The sequence below is a fragment of the Streptomyces sp. NPDC047017 genome, assembly GCF_040644175.1.
Classification (GTDB): domain Bacteria; phylum Actinomycetota; class Actinomycetes; order Streptomycetales; family Streptomycetaceae; genus Streptomyces.
The window spans coordinates 128,443-146,194 of sequence record NZ_JBEYVW010000006.1 but is presented as its reverse complement, the minus strand read 5'-3'; the positions used below and the strand labels follow the sequence as shown (position 1 = coordinate 146,194).

Sequence of the window (17,752 nt, the reverse complement as noted above, 5' to 3'; positions counted from 1 at the left end):
CGCTCGCTCACCCCTCACCCGCCCGTACCGCACCGGGAGACACCATGACTCTCCGCATCCCCGTACGCCCCGTCCTCGGCGCCCTCGCCGCGACCGCCGCCGCGCTGCTGCTCAGCGCACCGGCCACCCCGGCCGCCGCCGCCCCGCGCGCCGCGACCGAGACGGTGACCGTCGACCCGGCGGCCCGCCTGGCGGCCGACGGCACCGTCACCCTCTCCGGCACCTACCGCTGCACCGACGCGGCCGGCGCGGTCTTCGTCAGCTCCTCCATCAGCCCGAGCGACTCCCTCACCCGTTACGGCATCGGTGGCACCCGGGCCGTGTGCGACGGCGCAGAGCATCGCTGGACCAACACCGGCCTGCCCTCGGACGCGCTCAAGCCCGGCACGGCCCACGTCGAGGCCACCCTCATGGAACTCTCCCCCCAGGCCGGCCTGCTGCTGATCCCCCGCTTCCACGCGGTACGGCAGCAGGACGTCACCCTCGCCCGGGACTGACCCGGCCGCCCGGCCGCCCGCCGCTGCGCTCGTCCGCCCGTCCGGCACCGGACCGCCCGGAGGGGCCGTCAGGCCCGCACCGGCGGTTCCCACGACGGTTCATGACATCCTGTGACGCCATACAGGGTCACAGGGTGCCGGACGGCAGACGACAAGGGCGGGCGACGCCCGGCGGTTACGGGGAAGAACGATGAAGCTCTGCTTTCTGGTGGAGGAGCAGTACCGCCACGACGGCATGCCGGTCGAGGTGATCGGGCGGCTCACCGCCTGGGGGCATCAGGTGGACGTGGTGCGGCCGGGCGGCTCCCTGCTGCGCATGACGGAGACGGTGCGCACCGGCGCCCATGACGCCTGGGTGCTCAAGACGGTCTCCGGCGGCCCCGGACTCACCCTGCTCGAAGCCGCCGCCTCGGCCGGGATGACCACCGTCAACGACGCCCGCTCGATCCGGGGCGTACGCGACAAGGCCCTGGCCGCCGCCATCGGCCGCGGCCGGGGACTCCCGCTGCCCCCCACCTACGCCGCCGCCCGGCCCGAACTCCTCGCCGAGATACCGGAGTCGGAGTACCCGCTCGTCGTCAAGCCCGCCGACGGCAGCTCGGGCCGCGGCGTGCACCTCGTGCCCACCCCGGACCAGCTCGCCGCCACACTCACCCTGCTGGCGGGGGAGACGATGCTCATCGCCCAGCCGTACGTGGCCAACTCGGGCGTCGACATCAAGGTGTACAGCGTCGCCGGCGAGCTGTACGCCACCGAGCGCCGCTCCCCGCTCCACCCGGACCACGCGGTACGCGAACGCCGCGTACGGCTGTCCGCCGAGGTGGCCGCGATAGCCGCCCGGGTCGGCCTGGTCTACGGCCTCGATCTGTACGGCGTGGACGTGGTCCTCGGCCCGGACGGCCCCGTGGTCGTCGACGTGAACGACTTCCCGAGCTTCCGTCAGGTCCCCGACGCGGCGGCCCGGGTGGCCCGCGCCGTCCTCGCCCTGGCCCGCGCGGGCACGGCCACCGTCCCGGGCGACGCCCTGGAAGCGCACCCGGCGCCCGGGGTCCTCGCGACCGCCGAGGGACGCGCCGCCCTGCCCCGCCCGCAGATCCCGGCGCAGGTCGCCGCGGCGGTCGGCAAGACCGGATGAGAATCGGCCTGATCACCCCCGAGCCCGGCCACCCGCTGCTGGCCGCCACCACCGCCCTGCTCGCCGCCGAGCACGAGGTGCGGGTGCTGGACCCGGACACGGCCGGCCGCGTCCCCGGACCGCTCGCCGACCTCTACCTGCTCAAGGCGCGCACCCCGCGGGCCCTCGCCCTCGCCCGCGGCCTGGAGGAGCGCGGTGCCCCCGTGCTCAACTCGGCCGAGGCCACCGCGCTGTGCCAGGACCGCACGGCGATGGCCGCACACGCCCTGCGCGCCGGCCTCCCCTTCGCCGCCACCCGCGCCTCCGGCACGCTCGCCCGGCTGGCCGCCGGGCCGCCGCTCCCCGGTCCCGTCGTGGTCAAGAGCCGCCACAGCCGCCGCCACGACGTGGTCGCCCGGGTGGACGACGACGCACAGCTGCGGGAACTGGCCGCCGCCCACCCGCACGAGCCCGTCGTGGTCCAGGACTTCACCCCCAACGACGGCTGGGACCGCAAACTCTGGGCGATCGGCGACCGGATCTTCGCCGCCCTGCGCCGCTCCGAACTCTCCCCGGAGGGCCGCGGCCCCACCCTGCCCCTCGCCCCCGGCGACCTGCCGCCCGGCTGGGCCGCCCTGGTCCACCGGGCCGGCGAGGTCTTCGCGCTCGACGTCTACGGCGTCGACATCGTCGACCGCGGCGACGGCACCGCGCTGATCGTCGACATCAACGCCTTCCCCGGCATCCGGGGCCAGGCCGGCGCCCCGGAGACCCTGGCGGCACTCGCCCTGTCCAGGGCGGACGGCGCACGCACCCGGCCACCGGCGGAGAGGGCCGCACCCGCACCGGTTCGACGCTGACCGGGGCCGCGTACGGCAGCCGCGTACGGCTGCCGCGCGCGGCAGCCGCGGGTGTACTCGCCCGGCGTGTGGCGATCCGTCGTAAAACCCGTCTCCGCTGGAGAGAAACCCTCGCCGAAGCCCTCGCGCTGGAGTTCCCCCGCCCCCTGCTCCCACCCTGACTCGCGACCGAGCCGACGACGGTGGAGAGGAACCGAGGAACTCCGATGACCGCTGAATCCGTGCACGCGCCCGCCGCACCGACGCCCTACCGAGGGCGGTGGCCGGCGCTCGCCGCCCTGCTGATCGGGGAGGCGATGAACCTGCTGGACGCGACCATCGTCCAGGTCGCCGCGCCCGCGATCCACGACGACCTGGGCGGAAGCGTCCAGGACATCCAGTGGTTCACGGCGGCCTACACCCTGCCCTTCGCCGTCCTGCTGCTCACCGGCGGCCGGCTCGGCGACATCGCCGGCCGGCGGCGGCTGTTCGTCCTCGGTGTCACGGGGTTCATGCTGGCCTCCGCCGCCTGCGCCCTGGCCCCGTCGGCGGGCGTCCTGATCGCCTGCCGCGCGGTGCAGGGAGCGGCCGCGGCGATGATCATTCCGCAGACCATCGGCCTGATCAGGGCCATGTTCACCGGCGACGAGCTGTCCAGGGCGCTGGGCGGCATCGGCCCGGTGATGGGCCTGGCCGCGGTCTCCGGGCCGGTGCTCGGCGGCGTCCTGACCCACGCCGACCTGTTCGGCTCGTCATGGCGCGCCGCGTTCCTCGTCAACGTGCCGCTCTCCGTCGCCGTGCTCGTCCTCGCGTCCGGGCTGCCGGAGAACCGCGCCCCGCGCCGCCCCGCGCTCGACCCGGTCGGCACCCTGCTGGCCGTGCTCGGCACCGGACTCGTCGTCCAGCCGCTGATCGGCGCCGACATCACCGAGCTGTCGGCGACCGGCTGGGCGACGATCGCGGCCGGAGCGGCCGTCCTGGCCGGTTTCGTGCTGCACCAGCGCGCGACGGCCGCGGCCGGCCGGAGCCCGCTGGTGGAACCGAGCCTCTTCACGCACCGCGGCTTCCCGGCCGCGCTGGTGGCCTCGGCGGTGTTCTTCGCGGCCACGACCGGCCTGACGACGGTCGTCGTGCTCCACCTCCAGCTCGGACTGGGCACCGACGTGCTGACCGCGGGACTCACCCTCGCTCCCTGGTCCGCGGGCCTGGCCGTGGCGTCATGGACGGCCGGCGCCCATCTGGTACGGCGGCACGGGCACCGCCTGATGGCCGTGGGACTCGCGGTGCTGCTGCTCGGCACGCTCGCCGCCGTCGCCGTCCTGCACGCGGCCGACCCCACGGCGTATCCGACGTACCTGCTGGTCGCGCTGGCCGTCGTCGGCCTGGGCGCCGGGCTGTTCACCCCGGCCTTCTTCACCCTCGCGCTGAAACCGCTGCGGCCCCAGGAGATCGGTTCGGCCGCCGGCCTGCTGAACGCCGTCCAGCAACTGGGCGCCACCCTCGGCGTCGCCGTCCTCGGCAGCGTCTACCTCGGCCTGGCCCGCCCCGGCGGCCCCGCGGCCGCGCCGCACGCCGTCCAGACCGCCTTCTGGGCCGCCGCCGCACTGGTGGCGGTGGCCTTCGTCGCCGTCCGGCGGATGACGACTGGTGACCGATGACCCCTCGGGGGTCCGGACACGCCGATGCCCCGGCGGGCAGGCCGCCGGGGCATCGGCCGTACGACTGTTTCCAGCCGGGTGACCGGGGGTGCTCAGTAGTCGATGCGGTCGGCCTTGGCCAGCCACGCGTCGAACGGCGCCGTGCGGTTGGGCAGGTCCAGGTGCTCGACCCGGGTGGGCCAGGCGGACTGCGGCTTCTTGTCGAACAGGTCGTAGAACTTGCGGTCGTCGAAACCGGCCACCGCGGCGTCGTGCCGGTCGGCGGAGTAGACGATCCCGTCGACCCGCGCCCACAGCGCGGAGGACAGGCACATCGGACACGGCTCGCACGACGTGATCAGGACGCAGCCGTCGAGCGAGAAGGTGCCCAGCTCCTTGCAGGCGGCGCGCATCGCGCTCACCTCGGCGTGCGCCGTCGGGTCCAGGTTCGAGGTGACCTGGTTGTTCCCCAGCGCGACGACCTCACCGTCCTTGGCGACCAGGGCGCCGAAGGGGCCGCCGCCGTTCATCACACTCCGGGTGGCCAGCCCGATCGCCTGCTCCATCCAGACCACCTTGAGGTCCTGGATGCTCGTCTCTTCGATGTGCGCCGTCACGGTCACTCCTTGTAGGAAACGGTGGGGGAGACCCCCGGATGCCCTGCCTGCCCTGCCTGCGCGGGACACTGCACCCGAAGTGACAGTGGAGCCCCGCAGCGCCGCCTTGTGAGGAGTACACAGCCAACCGGCGGAAGTCAGCCAGGGGCGGAAGACATGAAAACCCCGCAGGCTGGAACCGGCTCTTCGTAGGCTCCTACAAGCCCGCTCGGGCCGGCCGGCGGGGCCGCGGCCACCGCGTCCGGCAGCACTCGCGGGCGGCACGGACAGCGCCCGGGCGGGCGCCCGGACAGCGCTCAGGCGCCACTCGGACAGCGCCCGGACAGCGCTCAGGCACCGCTCACGGACGGCCTTGTTCGAAGGTCCGCAGCAGGTCCGCCGCGACGCTCACCGCGATCGTGGCGGGTTCCTTGCCGGTGATCTCGGTCAGCCCGATGGGTGTCTTGATCCGGTCGATGGTGGCGGCGTCGTGCCCGCCCTCGGTGGACAGCCGGTGCCGGAACCGCGCCCACTTGGCGGAAGAGCCGATCAGCCCGATCGAGCCGAGCCCCTCGGTGCGCAGGGCGGCGTCGGCCAGCGCGGCGTCCTCGGCGTGATCATGCGTCATGATCAGCACATGGGTGCCGGGCGCCAGCTCCGCGAGCACTTCCTCCGGGAGCAGCGGGGTGTGGTGCACGGAGACCTGCGCCACCGCGTCCGCGAGCAGCACGGCGAGCCGTTCGTCGGTGAGCATGTCCGGGCGGGTGTCGATCAGGTGCAGGTCGAGGTGGTGGCGGGCCAGGATGCGGGCCAGCTCGAGACCGACGTGCCCGACGCCGAAGACCGCCACCGCCGGGACCACCGGCAGCGGTTCGAGCAGCACGGTGACGGCCCCGCCGCAGCACTGCACGCCGTGCCGGTTGGTGACCTTGTCGTTGAGGGCGAACTCCATCAGCTCCGGCTCCGCATCGGGCTTGCCGATCAGCTCGCGGGCCCGGTCGATCGCGACCGCCTCGATATTCCCGCCGCCGATCGAACCCCACGTCTCGGGCTGCCCCACGACGAGTTTGGCACCCGCCCGGCGGGGCGCGTGACCGCGCACGGTCGCGACGGTCACGAGCACGCCGGGTTCCCGGCGGGCCCGCAACCGCGCGACCGCGGCCACCCAGGTCATGTCAGGCATTGCTCAGAACGCTGGTGCCGGTGCGGACCTCGTCGCCCGGGCCGGCGGCGGCGTCGCCGTCGTGCCGCGCGCCGCCCTTGCGGGCCGCGTCCAGGGCCCAGTACACGGCCTCCGGCGTCGCCGGGGAGGCCAGTTCCACACTGACGCCGTCCGGGCCGAACGCCGCGACGGCCTGCCGCAGCGCCTCCCGCACCGAGAACGCCAGCATCAGCGGCGGCTCACCGACCGCCTTGGACCCGTACACCGCGCCCTCTTCGGTGGCGTTCTCCAGCAGCGTCACGTTGAACTCCTCGGGCATCTCCGAGAAGCTGGGCAGCTTGTACGTGCTGGCGGCCTGGGTCAGCAGCCGGCCGCGGTGCGGCCCGTCACCGGTGTCCCAGCGCAGGTCCTCCAGCGTCAGCCAGCCCGCGCCCTGCACGAAACCGCCCTCGACCTGGCCGAGGTCGATCATCGGGGAGAGGCTGTCGCCGACGTCGTGCACGATGTCCACCCGCCGGATGCGGTACTTGCCGGTGAACCCGTCGACCTCCACCTCGGTCGCGGCGGCGCCGTGCGCGAAGTACTTGAAGGGCGAGCCCCGGAACGTCTTCGCGTCCCAGTGCAGCCCCTCGGTCCGGTAGTAACCGGACGCCGACAGCTGCACCCGCTGGAAGTACGCGGTGTGCACCAGATCGTCCCAGGCCAGCTCCGTGTCGTTGCCGAGGGCACGCGCGACACCCTCGACGATGCGCACGTCCGAGGCGTTCGCGCCGAGCCGGCTGGCGGCCACCTGGAGCAGCCGGTCGCGCAGCTGCTCGCAGGCGTTCTTCACCGCGCCGCCGTTGAGGTCCGCCCCGGAACTGGCGGCGGTGGCGGAGGTGTTGGGCACCTTGTCGGTTCGCGTCGGGGCCAGCCGCACCTTGTGCAGCGGGATGCCGAGCGTGGTCGCGGCCACCTGGAGCATCTTGGTGTGCAGGCCCTGGCCCATCTCGGTGCCGCCGTGGTTGATCAGGACCGAACCGTCCTTGTAGATCAGCACGAGGGCGCCGCCCTGGTTGAAGGCGGTGAGGTTGAACGAGATGCCGAACTTGATGCCGGTGATCGCCAGCGCCCGCTTGGTGTCCGGGTGCGCGGCGTTGAAGGCGGCGATCTCGCGCCTGCGGTCGGCTATACCGGCGTCGTCCTGGACCTGCTGCCAGACGGTGGAGATCCGCTCGGCCTGCGTGACCGGCTGCCCGTACGGCGTGGTCTGGCCCTGGCCCGGCTGGTAGAAGTTGCGTTCCCGCAGCTCCAGCGGGTCCAGGCCGAGCAGCGGCGCGCAGCGGCCCAGGATGTCCTCGATCACCAGCATGCCCTGCGGGCCGCCGAAGCCGCGGAAGGCGGTGTTGGAGACCGTGTTGGTCTTGGCGATCCGGCCGGCGACGCGCGCGTTGGGGATCCAGTACGTGTTGTCGATGTGGCACAGCGCCCGGGCCAGCACCGGCTCGGAGAGGTCCAGGCTCCAGCCGCCGTCCGCGACCAGGGTGGCGTCCAGGGCCTGGATACGGCCGTCCGCGTCGAAGCCGATCCTCCAGTCGGCGTGGAAGCCGTGCCGCTTGCCGGACATCGTCAGGTCCTGGGTCCGGTTGAGCCGGAACCTGACCGGCCGGCCGGTCAGCTTGGCGCCGAGCGCGGCGATGGCCGCGAACCCGTGCGGCTGCATCTCCTTGCCGCCGAAGCCGCCGCCCATCCGCAGGCACTGCACGGTCACCTCGTGGGCGGGCACGCCGAGCACGTGGGAGACGATCTCCTGGGTCTCCGAGGGGTGCTGGGTGCTGCTCTGGATGAACACCTGGCCGTTCTCGTCGACCTGCGCCAGCGCCGCGTGCGTCTCCAGGTAGAAGTGCTCCTGGCCGGCGAACTGGAACTCGCCGGTGAACACGTGCGCGGAGTCGGCGAAGCCCGCGTCCACGTCGCCGTGCGTCATCACGGGCTGGGCGCCGTGGTAGCTGCCGGCCGCCATCGCGTCCTGGAGCGTGACCAGCGAGGGCAGTTCGTCGAGTTCCACCTCGACGGCGGCCGCGCCGATCCGGGCCGCCTCCAGGGTCTCGCCGAGCACCCAGGCGACCGCGTGCCCGTGGAACATGACCTCGTCGGGGAAGAGCGGCTCGTCGTGCTTCATGCCGGCGTCGTTGACGCCGGGCACGTCGGCCTTGGTCAGCACGCGCACCACGCCGGGCACGGCGAGCGCCGGCTCGGTGTTCAGCCCGATGATCTGGCCGTGGGCCTTCATGACCTGCACCGGGTAGGCGTGCAGGACGTCCTTGGTGCGGTGGATCAGGTCGTCGGTGTAGAGCGCGGCACCGGTGACGTGCAGGCCGGCGCTCTCGTGCGGCATGGAGACGCCGACGACGGGCTTCTCGGGACGCTCGGACAGATGGCTCATGACGACACCGCCTCAGTGGTCTGTGCGTACAGTTTCAGCAGGCTCTGGCCGAGCATCGCGGCGCGGTACTCGGAGCTGGCTCGGTGATCGCTCATCGGAGTGCCCTGGGCCTGTAGCACCTGCGCCGCGGCCGCCACGGTCTCCGTCACCCACGGCTTGCCCTCCAGGGCCGCCTCGGTGGCCAGCGCGCGGATCGGGGTGGCGGCCACGCCGCCCAGGCCGATGCGCGCCTTGCGGACGATCCCGTCCTCGATGTCGAGCGCGAACGCGACCGCGACGCTGGAGATGTCGTCGAAGCGCCGCTTGGCGATCTTGTGGAAGGCCGTGACCGGCGACAGCGGCAGCGGAACACGCACCGCGCGGATCAGCTCGCCGGGGCGGCGCACGCTCTGCCGGTAGCCGGTGAAGTAGTCGGCCAGCGGGACCACCCGCTCCCCGTCGGCGTCGGCGAGCACCACCGACGCCTCGAGGGCGAGCAGCACCGGCGGGCTGTCACCGATGGGGGAGCCGGTCCCCAGGTTGCCGCCGAGGGTCGCGCTGTTGCGGATCAGCCGGGACGCGAACTGCGGGAACAGCTCGGCCAGCAACGGGACTTCACCGTCGAGACGGCGCTCGATCTCGGTGAGGGTCTGCGCCGCGCCGATCTCGATGTGGTCGGACCCGACGCTCAGGCCGCGCAGTTCGGGCAGGCGGTCGATGGCGATCACGCAACCGGCGCGGCGGGAGCGGATGTTCACCTCCACGCCCCAGTCGGTGCTGCCGGCGACCAGTACCGCGTCGGGCCGTTCGCGCAGCAGCCGCGTCGCCTCGGCCAGCGTGGCCGGCCGCAGGAACACGCTGTCGTCCTGGGTGTACTCGGTGGCGACCGGCTCGGGCGGGGACTGCTCGCGGCGCAGCGCCAGCGGGTCGTCCTCGGTGGGCGCGCCGACGGCGTACGCGGCGTCGCGGATCGGGCGGTAACCGGTGCAGCGGCACAGGTTGCCGCTCAGCGAGTGCAGGTCGAACCCGTTCGGCCCGTGCTCGGCGTCGGCACCCTCGCCGTCGGCCGGCTCGGCCTGGTCAGCGTGCTGGTCCGCGTGCGCGCAGCGGTCGGGCCGGTAGTACTCGGCGGCCATGCTGCAGATGAAGCCCGGCGTGCAGTAACCGCACTGGGAGCCGCCGCGCACCGCCATCTCCTCCTGCACGGGGTGCAGCGTGGGCGGCGTGCCGGGCGCACCGGCGGTGGCGAGCCCCTCGGAGGTGATGACCTCCTGACCGTCCAGGGCCGTGACCGGGACCAGGCAGGCATTGATCGCCACCCAGTCGGTGGGCTTGTTCACCCCGGGCCGGGCAACCAGGACCGAACACGCACCGCATTCGCCCTCGGCACAGCCTTCCTTGGTCCCGGTGAGGCCGCGATCGCGCAGGAAATCCAGCACCGTTGTGTGGGGTGCGGCCGGGGCGATCGGCGTGCTCTCCCCATTGACCGTGATCCGCGCCGCTACCATGGCACATCCTCATTTCGGAGCGCGGTCGTACAAATTATCCTAGTCGCCATTTCAGGGACTTTCTCTTTCGGTGGCGAAGCTGAAGCGTGAGAACCCGAAGCGGAAATGAGCACGCGACAGCGTGCCGCAGGCGGGCGAGAAAATCAGAAAACACCGGGGCCGCTTTCAGGCACGCCGGGAAGAGGGCTGCTCAGCAGCCGTGTGCGACGCGACCCGGGACCCAGGCGGTCCGCTGCGCGAGGCGATGCAGGTCGGAGATGATCGACATCCGACTTCGCCTCCTTCCAGCAGCTTACGAGTCGGTTCGCTCGAAAATACGTCGCCCTCGACCTTCGGTCAAGCCGATGCCGGGCCGCCCGGTAACGCCACAAAGAGCACCACGCGGAATCCCGCCTCTTATCTGCAAGGCAAATCAGCCGAACTAAGCCGCAGATGCGAACCCCTGTTCCACGCCCCCCGAACCCGACCCCCACTCCCGCCCTGACCCACCCCCACCCCGGAGCCCTCGCCGACCCCCTCAGTCACGGACAGCGACGCCCCCCGCCCCGGAGCACCACGCCGAGGGCTCGCGTCGCGTCGGTATGGCGCAGAGCGGGCGTTCACCCGCCGTCGGCACGATCTCGCCGAATGGAAAGATTCCGGCCTCTTTGTGTGGCCGCAAGCGCGGAATGCAAGGTTCCGTACCAATGGGGCAAGATCCACCCTTAGCTTGATCGCATGAGCGAAGATCACATCCCTTCGGTGTCGCCCTTCCGTGCCCTGGTGTCGCGCGAGGAGTGGGCCGGCCTGACGTCTCACCGGTTGCAGACGTACCTGCCGGGTGAAGCGCTGCTGACGCAGGGGGACGAGGGAACCCATGTACTCGCACTGGTCGAGGGGTTGGTGAAGGTCGTCCGGAGTGACCGGGACGGACGCAAGCGGCTGCTGGCCTTCCGCGGCCCGGGTGAGATCCTCGGCGAGATGGCCCTCCAGTGTGGAGGCGAGCGCCTGGCCAGCGTGTGGGCCATGAGCAAATGCAAAGCATCGGTGGTCCTCCCGGAAGAGTTCCGGCGCTTCGTGAGCGACCACAAGCTCGCAGATCGGCTCGCGGTGATGGCCACCCATCGCTTACGGGAGCAGACCGAGGTCCACGACGGGGCTGTGCATGAACGCCTGGCCATGGCTCTGCTTCGTCTCGTAGAGGTGTCCGGCGGACGGGCTTCCTTCCCTCTCACCAGGGAGCAGTTGGCACAGCACATCGACGTGGGGCGCAAGGCCGTGACGAAAGCGCTGGACGAGCTGGGGCCGGACATGGTGCGGGCCGGGAACAGGCGGATCGACGTGGTCAGTGTCGAACGACTGCGCAAGGCGATCACCGGCCCGCGAGGGCACGTGAGCAAAGTGTGACCCGCGTCACCCGTTTTCTGGGCCTGCGGAACAGAACACTTCCGCACCCACTGTGAAGCTCCAGATGCGCAACACCGCAGGCACCAGCGTTCCCGCCCGGTCTCCGAGTGGTCGGGCGGGCTTCACAGAGGAGTGACATGCGCGAGTTCAACAGCGAGCTGCCCGAGCGGATCACCGGCCCGTACACCCGCAGCCGTCCGCTGCCCTCCTACCGGGGTGTCCTGGCCGTGGACGCCAAGGACTTCACGGGACGCCCGGCGATCCAGCACGAGGCCGTCAGCCGTGTCGTACCCGAACTTCTCAGGACCGCACTGGTCAGGGCGGAGCTGCGGGACATCTGGGACGACCGCAAGTTCCCCGCCTCCACCGGCGACGGCTACGTCTTCGGGTTCGACCCCATGCGGATGCCGTTCGTGATCCACCCCCTGCTGCTCACGCTGCAGGACGTGCTGACCGACTACAACGTCCTGTCCCACGGGGCGGTGCCCATCAGGCTCCGGGCCAGCCTGCACGTCGGTCCGCTGCCCGACACCGGAGACGAGTTCGGGGGCAACGGGACGCCGCGGAACGACACGCACCGGCTGCTCGACTCCCGTCCCGTCAAAGCCGTGCTCGCCTCCCACAAGGAAAGCATCACGCACGTCGCGGCCATCCTCTCCGACCGCTGCTACGAAGACGCGGTCGCCAGTGGCTACACCGGGCGCCACCCCGACCATTTCGTGGAAGTGGCCGCGACGGTCGACGGCAAACCGTTCTCGCAGCGGGCCTGGATCTATGTGCCGCAGCCGTCCGGACCCCTGTACGAGGAGGTCCCGCGCATCGAGACCGCTCAGGAGCCGGCGCGGGACGCCGACGGTCCCCTCAAGGGCGACGGCACTCAGGTCCGTCACACGAGGAACAGCGCCCCCAACGGCAACATCAACACCGGCACCGTCCACGGCGGGCAGAGCGTGGGCAACTACCACGTCGCCGGTGATCACGTCGAAGGCAACAAGGCCGGCCGTGTCCGCGGGTTCCAGGGAGACCAGGTCCGCGGCGACAAGAACCAGGGGCGGCGGTGACACCGGAGGAAGGGGTGCGGCCGCCGGAGCCGCCCGGCCACCCTGCGGCCGGGCCGGGACCCCAGCCCGGGGATCAGCCGCTCGGTGCGGAGGCCGAACAGGACGTCCCCGAACTGATCGACGCCATCGGCCGCGTCGCGCGAGTCGCCGGTCCGTTCGTCTACGCCCCGGGCGGGAACATCAACGCCGGCTCCGTCCACGGCGGGCAACGCGTCCACAACGGGTCGGCGAACGAAGGGCGCGGGCCGAGGGAAGGCCGGGTGCGCGAAGGCCCGGTTCCGGAGGCGGAGGTGCGGGCCGCCGCTTTCGGCTACGCGCGGCCCGACTGGTTCGGCACGGCCCTTGGGCGGTTGAAGCAAGGACCGCTCTTCCTGGCCGGAAGGCCGGGAACCGGTCGTCGCACCGCGGCGCTCAACCTGCTGCGCGCGAGCTGCGGGGAGGGAGCGCCACTGCGCGCGCTGGACAGCGTGATCGAACTGGACCGCTGGCAGCCCACCGACGCGTCGGCCCGCGGCTATCTGATGGACGGCCTGTTCCCGTCCCGGCCGCTCAGTCCCGGTGTCCTGGGACATGTGCACTCGCTCCTGGCGAAGGCCAGGGCTCGCATGGTGATCGTGCTGCCCGACGACGCGGCCTTGCTGCGCCGCCTCGAACAGGACCTTCATGTCACTCCCACGATGTGCGTGCCGCCGCCTCCCGCCCTGGTCTTCGGCAGCTACTTCGAGGCGGTGGTGCCTGTGCAGGAGGAACGGGAGCGTCTGCTGTCGGCGCTGGAGGGACGCCATGAGCTGGGCGACCTGCTGGCTCCGGAGCTGGTCCCGGCCGATGTGGTGGAGCTGGTGACAGCCATCGTGGCGGCCGACGGGAACCCGGATGCCCTCGGTGACCTGGAGAGCAGGCTGAGCTACCGGGCCGAGCAGGAAGTGCCCGAACTCGTGGCGAAGCTGCGCGGTGACCCCGACGCCCTGGCCTTCTTGCTGGCCGCCTGTGTGTACGAGGGCCTGGACCATCGACTCATCAGGGAGGAAGCCGACCGGTTGCTGCGGCTGTCGGAGGATCGCCTGACGGCCGTACTGCCGGGCAAGGACCCTCAAGGAGCCGAGACGTCCGAGCGGCCCAACCCGGGCTTCGTCTTCCGCCGGTCCCTCACGGAGTTGCTGCACGCCGTCCGCGCGGTCCGGCGCGAACGCGAGATCCTCACGGCGGCTTCCTACACACACAGCGTGGAAGCGGTCGTGTTCGTCAGGCACCGGCAGGCCGAGGCCGTGCTCCGGCACGTGTGGCGTGAGTACGGACAGCTGTCGGACCTCCTGGTCGAATGGTTGCGGGAAGTGAGCCGGCCCGGTGAACTCGCCCGGCCAGTAGGCCAGTTCATGGGCAAGGCGGCATCGTGGGGAGGCGGACGCCGCGCACTGCGGCACATTCAGGCCCTCGCTGAGTCCGAGCGGGTGAACAGCCGCTTGATCGCGGCGAACGCGCTGAGCATCGCGGCCGAGGACCCGGTGCTCGTCGCGGAGGTGCGCTATCGCCTCCAGCGGTGGAGCACGGCAGCCGACTTCCGCTTGCGGACGACGGTGGCCTACGCGTGCGGTGCGGAGTTCGGACTGTCCCGTCCCGACCTGGCTCTGCACCTCCTTCACGCCCTCCTCCTCGGTGTGCGGGACAGTCATGGCGCCGAACAGGCCGAGGGCGACGGCCGCGTCCTGCTGGCCGTGCGCGTGGCGGTCCTGAGCCTGTTCCGGTCCGGCAACGAGGCTCAGGTGTTCGGCCGTGTCATCGAATGGCTGGCGGCCGAGCAAGGCGACACGGAGCAGGTGCTCTCGCTGTTCAGCCAGTTGCTGCAGTCCCCGCAATGGTTCATGCGGCAACTTGCCGAGCGGACTCCGGATGGGAGACGGGCAGTGGAGGTGATCAGCCGCGCATTGAACGAGGAAGGCTCGTTCGAGGCGACCTGCTCGGCGTTGCTGCGCTGGGCCGAACGGGTGCAGTGGGACGAGACATCCTTCAGCGCGGTGGAGAACCTGTTCGCCGCCCTGGCTCGTTCCATGCGATCCGGCGAATTCCGGCTGTTCGTGGAAATGGACGAGAGGGGCTCGGACGGCTGGGCAGGGCTGGACGTGGCGCGGAGGGCGCTGAGCAGATGGCGGGCCGGCGAGAGGTGGGAGGCAGCATGAACGACGAGTCGACCGAACGTCTCTATGTCCCGATCGTCAGGCCGCCCTGGCGGGAAATCCTCAGCCATCGCTGGTCCACGGCGAGAGACTGGTCGCTGGTGCTCAGGGACGCGGCCGGGGACTACTTCTTCCTCGGCCGCCGCGGGGACCCGGAAGCCACCGGAGCCCACGTGCCCGTGCCGGACGAGGCCGCAGCACCCGTACTGGGCGGGAACTACACCGACGTCTTCCGGGTGGACGCGACCGAGCACGTGGACACGAGGGCGGTCGGGCTTCCCACGGTCTACGGCACGGAATCGGTGGACCTGTGGGTTTCGTGGTGGGTCCACGATCCGGTGCGCGTCGTGCGCACGAGGACCGTGCACGGCTGGCACGTGGTGCGCACCCATCTCACCGGTGTCCTGCACCACTTGGCCGAGGCCCAGGCGGTGGCCGGCAACGGTCTCGGGGCACCGGAGATCATGCAGTGTCTCGGGACTCCGCAGCGCATGGAGGACACCGGCCTGAGCTATCGGGTGCTCGACGTCAGGCTCCGGGAAACCGGTGAGGAACTGCTGCTCGGCCAGGAGGAAGGCGAGGGGGTCCGCTACTCCTGGACGCCCAGCCGCCGGGGCGAGTACGAGTTCTGCCTCCAGGCACTCCACGCCGGTCCTGTGTCACTGGCGGCACTCTGGCTGCTCAGACACCCCGACCAGGTGCGTCAGGTGCTGGACTGGGCGGTCGATCACCAGAGCCTGCTGAGCCCTCCGCGCACCGACTGGCAGGAGGAACTGGCCGGTTTGCTGGGCACGCTGACCGATCAGGAACGCAAGGAGATTTCTTATCTCCTGCGCGATCGGCTTTCCGTGCTCGGCCGCCCGGTACCCGGTGAGTCATTCTGACTCGACGAATTTTCCCGGCAGGTGAATCAAAGGGCGAGGTGCTGCTTTCCGGCAGCACCTCGCCCTTTGCGTGCGCTGCTTCGAACCACCTCTGAAAATGTGACGGCGGTCACCCTTTTTTTGGGCCTCGGGAACAGCTCCGCAGACAGATGTGCGGGAATCTCGATTCGTCCACGAGGCGAGCGCCCGACCAATCTTCAGGGCGTTCCGTTCATTGAAGGGCGACATGCGACCAGAAGAGAATTCCAGCACGGCCGATGTCATTCCGTTCCGTCGACCGCAGGAGGCTGCCGAGCCTGTGGGGAGCCGCCCCGCGGCGCCGGACGCCGGTCACGAGGCGGACACTCCTCCCGCGACGGTCCTGCGGGCCGATCGCGGCGTCATCAACACCGGCACGGTCCACGGTGGCCAGCACGTCACCGCCATCGAGCTTCCCGGTCACTTCGGCGGGGGAGCCGATGGTGACATCTGAGCTTCCCCTGGCAGGCGACGTCGAAGCCCTCATGGCGGCGCTGGCCGGTCGGGACATGGTCGTCGTGGCCCCGCACGGCACCGTCAACACGGGCGTGATGACGGGCGGTCAACGGCACGGCGTTTCTCCCGCGCAGGAGGGCGGTGGAGGCGCGGGGCCGATGCGGCAAGGCCCCGTACGGGCCGGCTACCTGAAGTCGGCGAGGCGGTGTTTCGTGGCGCCGCCCGGCTTCGAGGAAGCGCTCGCCGCGCTCGGCTCCGGCATCGCCGTGCTCGTCGGTGAACAGGGCACCGGCCGTGAGACGCACGCCCTCAACCTGCTGGCCCACGGCAGCGAGGAGCCCGTGCTCGTCCAGGTGGACGGTGCGGTCAACATCTCCCGATGGCAGCCCCGCGCTCACGGCGTACACGGATATCTGGTGATGGAGCCCCCGGACCCGTTCGCGCTCCGGGCATGGGACTTGTCCCGCCTGGAGGCCCGCCTGGCCGAGGCGGGGGCGCGGCTGGTCATCGTGCTGGCGGATGCCCCGGGGCTGGTCGCCACCTTGGAGGATCACCTGGGCATGCCGGTCGTGCGGCACCGGCCACCGGACCCATGGAAGGTCTTCACCGCCCGTCTCTCGGACGGCTGTCCTGACGAGGAGGCGCGCGCCCGCTGGCTGCGGGCCCTGGAACCCGGCCGGCGCGACCAACTGCTGCCCGACGGGCTTCCGCCCCGCCACGCGGCACAGGCGGCCGATGTCGTACTACGCCTGGGCATCGCGGGCGGAGCCTCCGCCACCGAGGTCCTGCACCACCTGGCCGAGGCCGAAGGCTCCGAGATCCTCGCCCGGGCCCAGACGGATCCCGCTCTCCTCGCCCATCTGCTGTCCCTCTGCGTCTACGGAGGACTGCACCGCGGCGTCGTGACGGCGCGCGCGGGGGATCTGCTGCGCCTGACGGGGCCGGCAGGAGAGCAGGACCCCCTGGCGCGGGATGCGCAGGACCGTCCGGCCGGTGACGCCCGTCAGCGGCCCCTGTCCGAGACCTTGCGCGTCCTCGGCGCGCACCGCGTGCAACGCGCCGGGGAGAAGACCACGGACACGGTGTCCTTCTTCCGGCCTGCGGTGAGCGGGACCGTGTGGGAAGTCCTGTGCCGTGATCACACGGATCTGCTGCCGGTGCTGCACACCTGGCTCGCCCGACCGGACGACGCCGCGGAACAGATCGAACGGGCCGGCCGGGCGGTCGCGGCCATGGCGGTGGCGACGGGCGGGCGGTCCCTGGACCATCTGCGGGACCTGGTGGCGGTCCCGTCCTCGCCCGCTCCCCAGGTGGCCGCATGGTGCCTGGGAACGGCTGTACACGACCCGGCAGCCGGGAGCGCGGTGGCTGACCTGCTCGAACGATGGAGTGTCGCGACCGAGGCCCCGCTGCGCACGGCAGTGGCACATGCCTGCCGTCCGGACCACGGTCAGGTCACGGAAGCGCAGGCCCTGCCGTTGCTGCGACGGCTCATGGAGACGCTGAGCGACGACAAGGACGACCTGGCCGTCGTTCCCGTCATCACGGCAGCGCTGACGCAGCGGTTCGAAGCCGGCGACTCCGGAGCCAGGGCGATCGTCCTGCGCGGGATGCGTGACTGGACGGAGTCCGACGGCGTCCCCGGCTTTCTGACGGCCCTCGCCTTCCCCGGACTGGCGAACACGGACCCCGGGTGGTGGAGCGACCAGATCCTCGCCCATGCCGAGACGGCGTCGCACACGGTCCAGCTGGCCGGCCATGCCCTCAACGACCCGGACACTTTCGCGGCCATGCGGGACGTACTCGTCCGCTGGTGTTCCGAGGCGGACGGCGCGGAGCCCCGGACGCGGGCACTGAGCCGGCTGACCGACGGCCTGGTGGCCGCGCGGCAGCCCGGATTCCTTCGCTGGCTTCTGGCCGTCGGAAGAGGCCCGGACACGATGCCCGGCAAGGAACTGGCGGCCCGAGCACTGGCGGCGTGGCGCGACGAAACCCCCGCCTCGAACACCGATTGACCAG

The 17,752-nt window shown here is 71.6% G+C and carries 14 protein-coding genes; 10 read left to right on the top strand and 4 right to left on the bottom strand.

The genetic code is table 11. From position 1 onward, the window contains the following. Positions 1-44 precede the first annotated feature (44 nt). The 4 genes from ABZ858_RS12495 (at position 45) to ABZ858_RS12480 (ending at position 4,108) form a co-directional block, all read left to right on the top strand. On the top strand, positions 45-497 hold the full coding sequence (locus tag ABZ858_RS12495) for a DUF6299 family protein (protein WP_361375577.1): 453 nt from the start codon (positions 45-47) through the stop codon (positions 495-497). 190 nt (positions 498-687) lie between these two features. Then, on the top strand, positions 688-1,632 hold the full coding sequence (locus tag ABZ858_RS12490) for a hypothetical protein (protein WP_361375575.1): 945 nt from the start codon (positions 688-690) through the stop codon (positions 1,630-1,632). After that, positions 1,629-2,471, top strand: a complete 843-nt coding sequence (locus tag ABZ858_RS12485; RefSeq protein WP_361375572.1) for an alpha-L-glutamate ligase — start codon at positions 1,629-1,631, stop codon at positions 2,469-2,471. Before ABZ858_RS12490 ends, ABZ858_RS12485 begins: the two co-directional genes overlap by 4 nt. A 206-nt stretch (positions 2,472-2,677) precedes the next feature. Further along, positions 2,678-4,108 carry an MFS transporter gene (locus tag ABZ858_RS12480; protein ID WP_361375569.1) on the top strand — a complete coding sequence of 477 codons (1,431 nt, stop codon included), beginning with the start codon at positions 2,678-2,680 and terminating at the stop codon, positions 4,106-4,108. 92 nt (positions 4,109-4,200) lie between these two features. On the opposite strand, the gene ABZ858_RS12475 is transcribed toward ABZ858_RS12480, so the two are convergent. The 4 genes from ABZ858_RS12475 to ABZ858_RS12460 all read right to left on the bottom strand — a co-directional run bounded on the left by ABZ858_RS12475 (position 4,201) and on the right by ABZ858_RS12460 (position 9,757). Then, positions 4,201-4,710 carry a nucleoside deaminase gene (locus ABZ858_RS12475; protein ID WP_361375566.1) on the bottom strand — a complete coding sequence of 170 codons (510 nt, stop codon included), beginning with the start codon at positions 4,708-4,710 and terminating at the stop codon, positions 4,201-4,203. A gap of 334 nt (positions 4,711-5,044) precedes the next feature. After that, complete coding sequence (gene xdhC, locus ABZ858_RS12470; protein WP_361376167.1) at positions 5,045-5,857, bottom strand: xanthine dehydrogenase accessory protein XdhC; 813 nt, start codon at positions 5,855-5,857, stop codon at positions 5,045-5,047. A 1-nt stretch (position 5,858) separates the two neighbouring features. Beyond that, on the bottom strand, positions 5,859-8,270 hold the full coding sequence (gene xdhB / locus ABZ858_RS12465) for a xanthine dehydrogenase molybdopterin binding subunit (RefSeq protein ID WP_361375563.1): 2,412 nt from the start codon (positions 8,268-8,270) through the stop codon (positions 5,859-5,861). Continuing rightward, complete coding sequence (locus tag ABZ858_RS12460) at positions 8,267-9,757, bottom strand: FAD binding domain-containing protein (RefSeq protein WP_361375560.1); 1,491 nt, start codon at positions 9,755-9,757, stop codon at positions 8,267-8,269. The genes xdhB and ABZ858_RS12460 overlap by 4 nt, the downstream gene beginning before the upstream one ends. A gap of 717 nt (positions 9,758-10,474) precedes the next feature. On the opposite strand from ABZ858_RS12460, the gene ABZ858_RS12455 reads away from it, so the two are divergent. From ABZ858_RS12455 to ABZ858_RS12430, 6 genes are all read left to right on the top strand, one after another. Beyond that, positions 10,475-11,143: a Crp/Fnr family transcriptional regulator gene (locus ABZ858_RS12455; protein WP_361375557.1), complete on the top strand. Its 669-nt coding sequence runs from the start codon at positions 10,475-10,477 to the stop codon at positions 11,141-11,143. Positions 11,144-11,280: 137 nt separating this feature from the next. Continuing rightward, positions 11,281-12,204 (top strand): hypothetical protein, encoded by a 924-nt coding sequence (locus ABZ858_RS12450; RefSeq protein WP_361375554.1) that lies wholly within the window; start codon positions 11,281-11,283, stop codon positions 12,202-12,204. Next, entirely contained in the window at positions 12,201-14,378 is a 2,178-nt protein-coding gene (locus ABZ858_RS12445; RefSeq protein ID WP_361375551.1) for a hypothetical protein, read from the top strand. The genes ABZ858_RS12450 and ABZ858_RS12445 overlap by 4 nt, the downstream gene beginning before the upstream one ends. Continuing rightward, positions 14,375-15,259 carry a hypothetical protein gene (locus ABZ858_RS12440; RefSeq protein WP_361375548.1) on the top strand — a complete coding sequence of 295 codons (885 nt, stop codon included), beginning with the start codon at positions 14,375-14,377 and terminating at the stop codon, positions 15,257-15,259. The genes ABZ858_RS12445 and ABZ858_RS12440 overlap by 4 nt, the downstream gene beginning before the upstream one ends. 226 nt (positions 15,260-15,485) lie before the next feature. Continuing rightward, positions 15,486-15,731: an S-type pyocin domain-containing protein gene (locus tag ABZ858_RS12435; RefSeq protein ID WP_361375545.1), complete on the top strand. Its 246-nt coding sequence runs from the start codon at positions 15,486-15,488 to the stop codon at positions 15,729-15,731. After that, a complete protein-coding gene (locus ABZ858_RS12430) occupies positions 15,718-17,748 on the top strand; it encodes a hypothetical protein (protein WP_361375542.1) in 2,031 nt (676 codons plus the stop codon). The genes ABZ858_RS12435 and ABZ858_RS12430 overlap by 14 nt, the downstream gene beginning before the upstream one ends. The last annotated feature ends 4 nt before the right edge of the window (positions 17,749-17,752 follow it).

Excerpts from the sequence above, each read along its gene's own strand:
- ABZ858_RS12455 (WP_361375557.1), top strand. The coding sequence starts at position 10,475 with ATGAGCGAAGATCACATCCCTTCGGTGTCGCCCTTCCGTGCCCTGGTG.
- ABZ858_RS12430 (WP_361375542.1), top strand. The coding sequence starts at position 15,718 with ATGGTGACATCTGAGCTTCCCCTGGCAGGCGACGTCGAAGCCCTCATG.
- ABZ858_RS12485 (WP_361375572.1), top strand. The coding sequence starts at position 1,629 with ATGAGAATCGGCCTGATCACCCCCGAGCCCGGCCACCCGCTGCTGGCC.
- ABZ858_RS12460 (WP_361375560.1), bottom strand. The coding sequence starts at position 9,757 with ATGGTAGCGGCGCGGATCACGGTCAATGGGGAGAGCACGCCGATCGCC.
- ABZ858_RS12440 (WP_361375548.1), top strand. The coding sequence starts at position 14,375 with ATGAACGACGAGTCGACCGAACGTCTCTATGTCCCGATCGTCAGGCCG.
- xdhC (WP_361376167.1), bottom strand. The coding sequence starts at position 5,857 with ATGACCTGGGTGGCCGCGGTCGCGCGGTTGCGGGCCCGCCGGGAACCC.
- ABZ858_RS12495 (WP_361375577.1), top strand. The coding sequence starts at position 45 with ATGACTCTCCGCATCCCCGTACGCCCCGTCCTCGGCGCCCTCGCCGCG.
- xdhB (WP_361375563.1), bottom strand. The coding sequence starts at position 8,270 with ATGAGCCATCTGTCCGAGCGTCCCGAGAAGCCCGTCGTCGGCGTCTCC.
- ABZ858_RS12490 (WP_361375575.1), top strand. The coding sequence starts at position 688 with ATGAAGCTCTGCTTTCTGGTGGAGGAGCAGTACCGCCACGACGGCATG.
- ABZ858_RS12480 (WP_361375569.1), top strand. The coding sequence starts at position 2,678 with ATGACCGCTGAATCCGTGCACGCGCCCGCCGCACCGACGCCCTACCGA.
- ABZ858_RS12435 (WP_361375545.1), top strand. The coding sequence starts at position 15,486 with ATGCGACCAGAAGAGAATTCCAGCACGGCCGATGTCATTCCGTTCCGT.
- ABZ858_RS12450 (WP_361375554.1), top strand. The coding sequence starts at position 11,281 with ATGCGCGAGTTCAACAGCGAGCTGCCCGAGCGGATCACCGGCCCGTAC.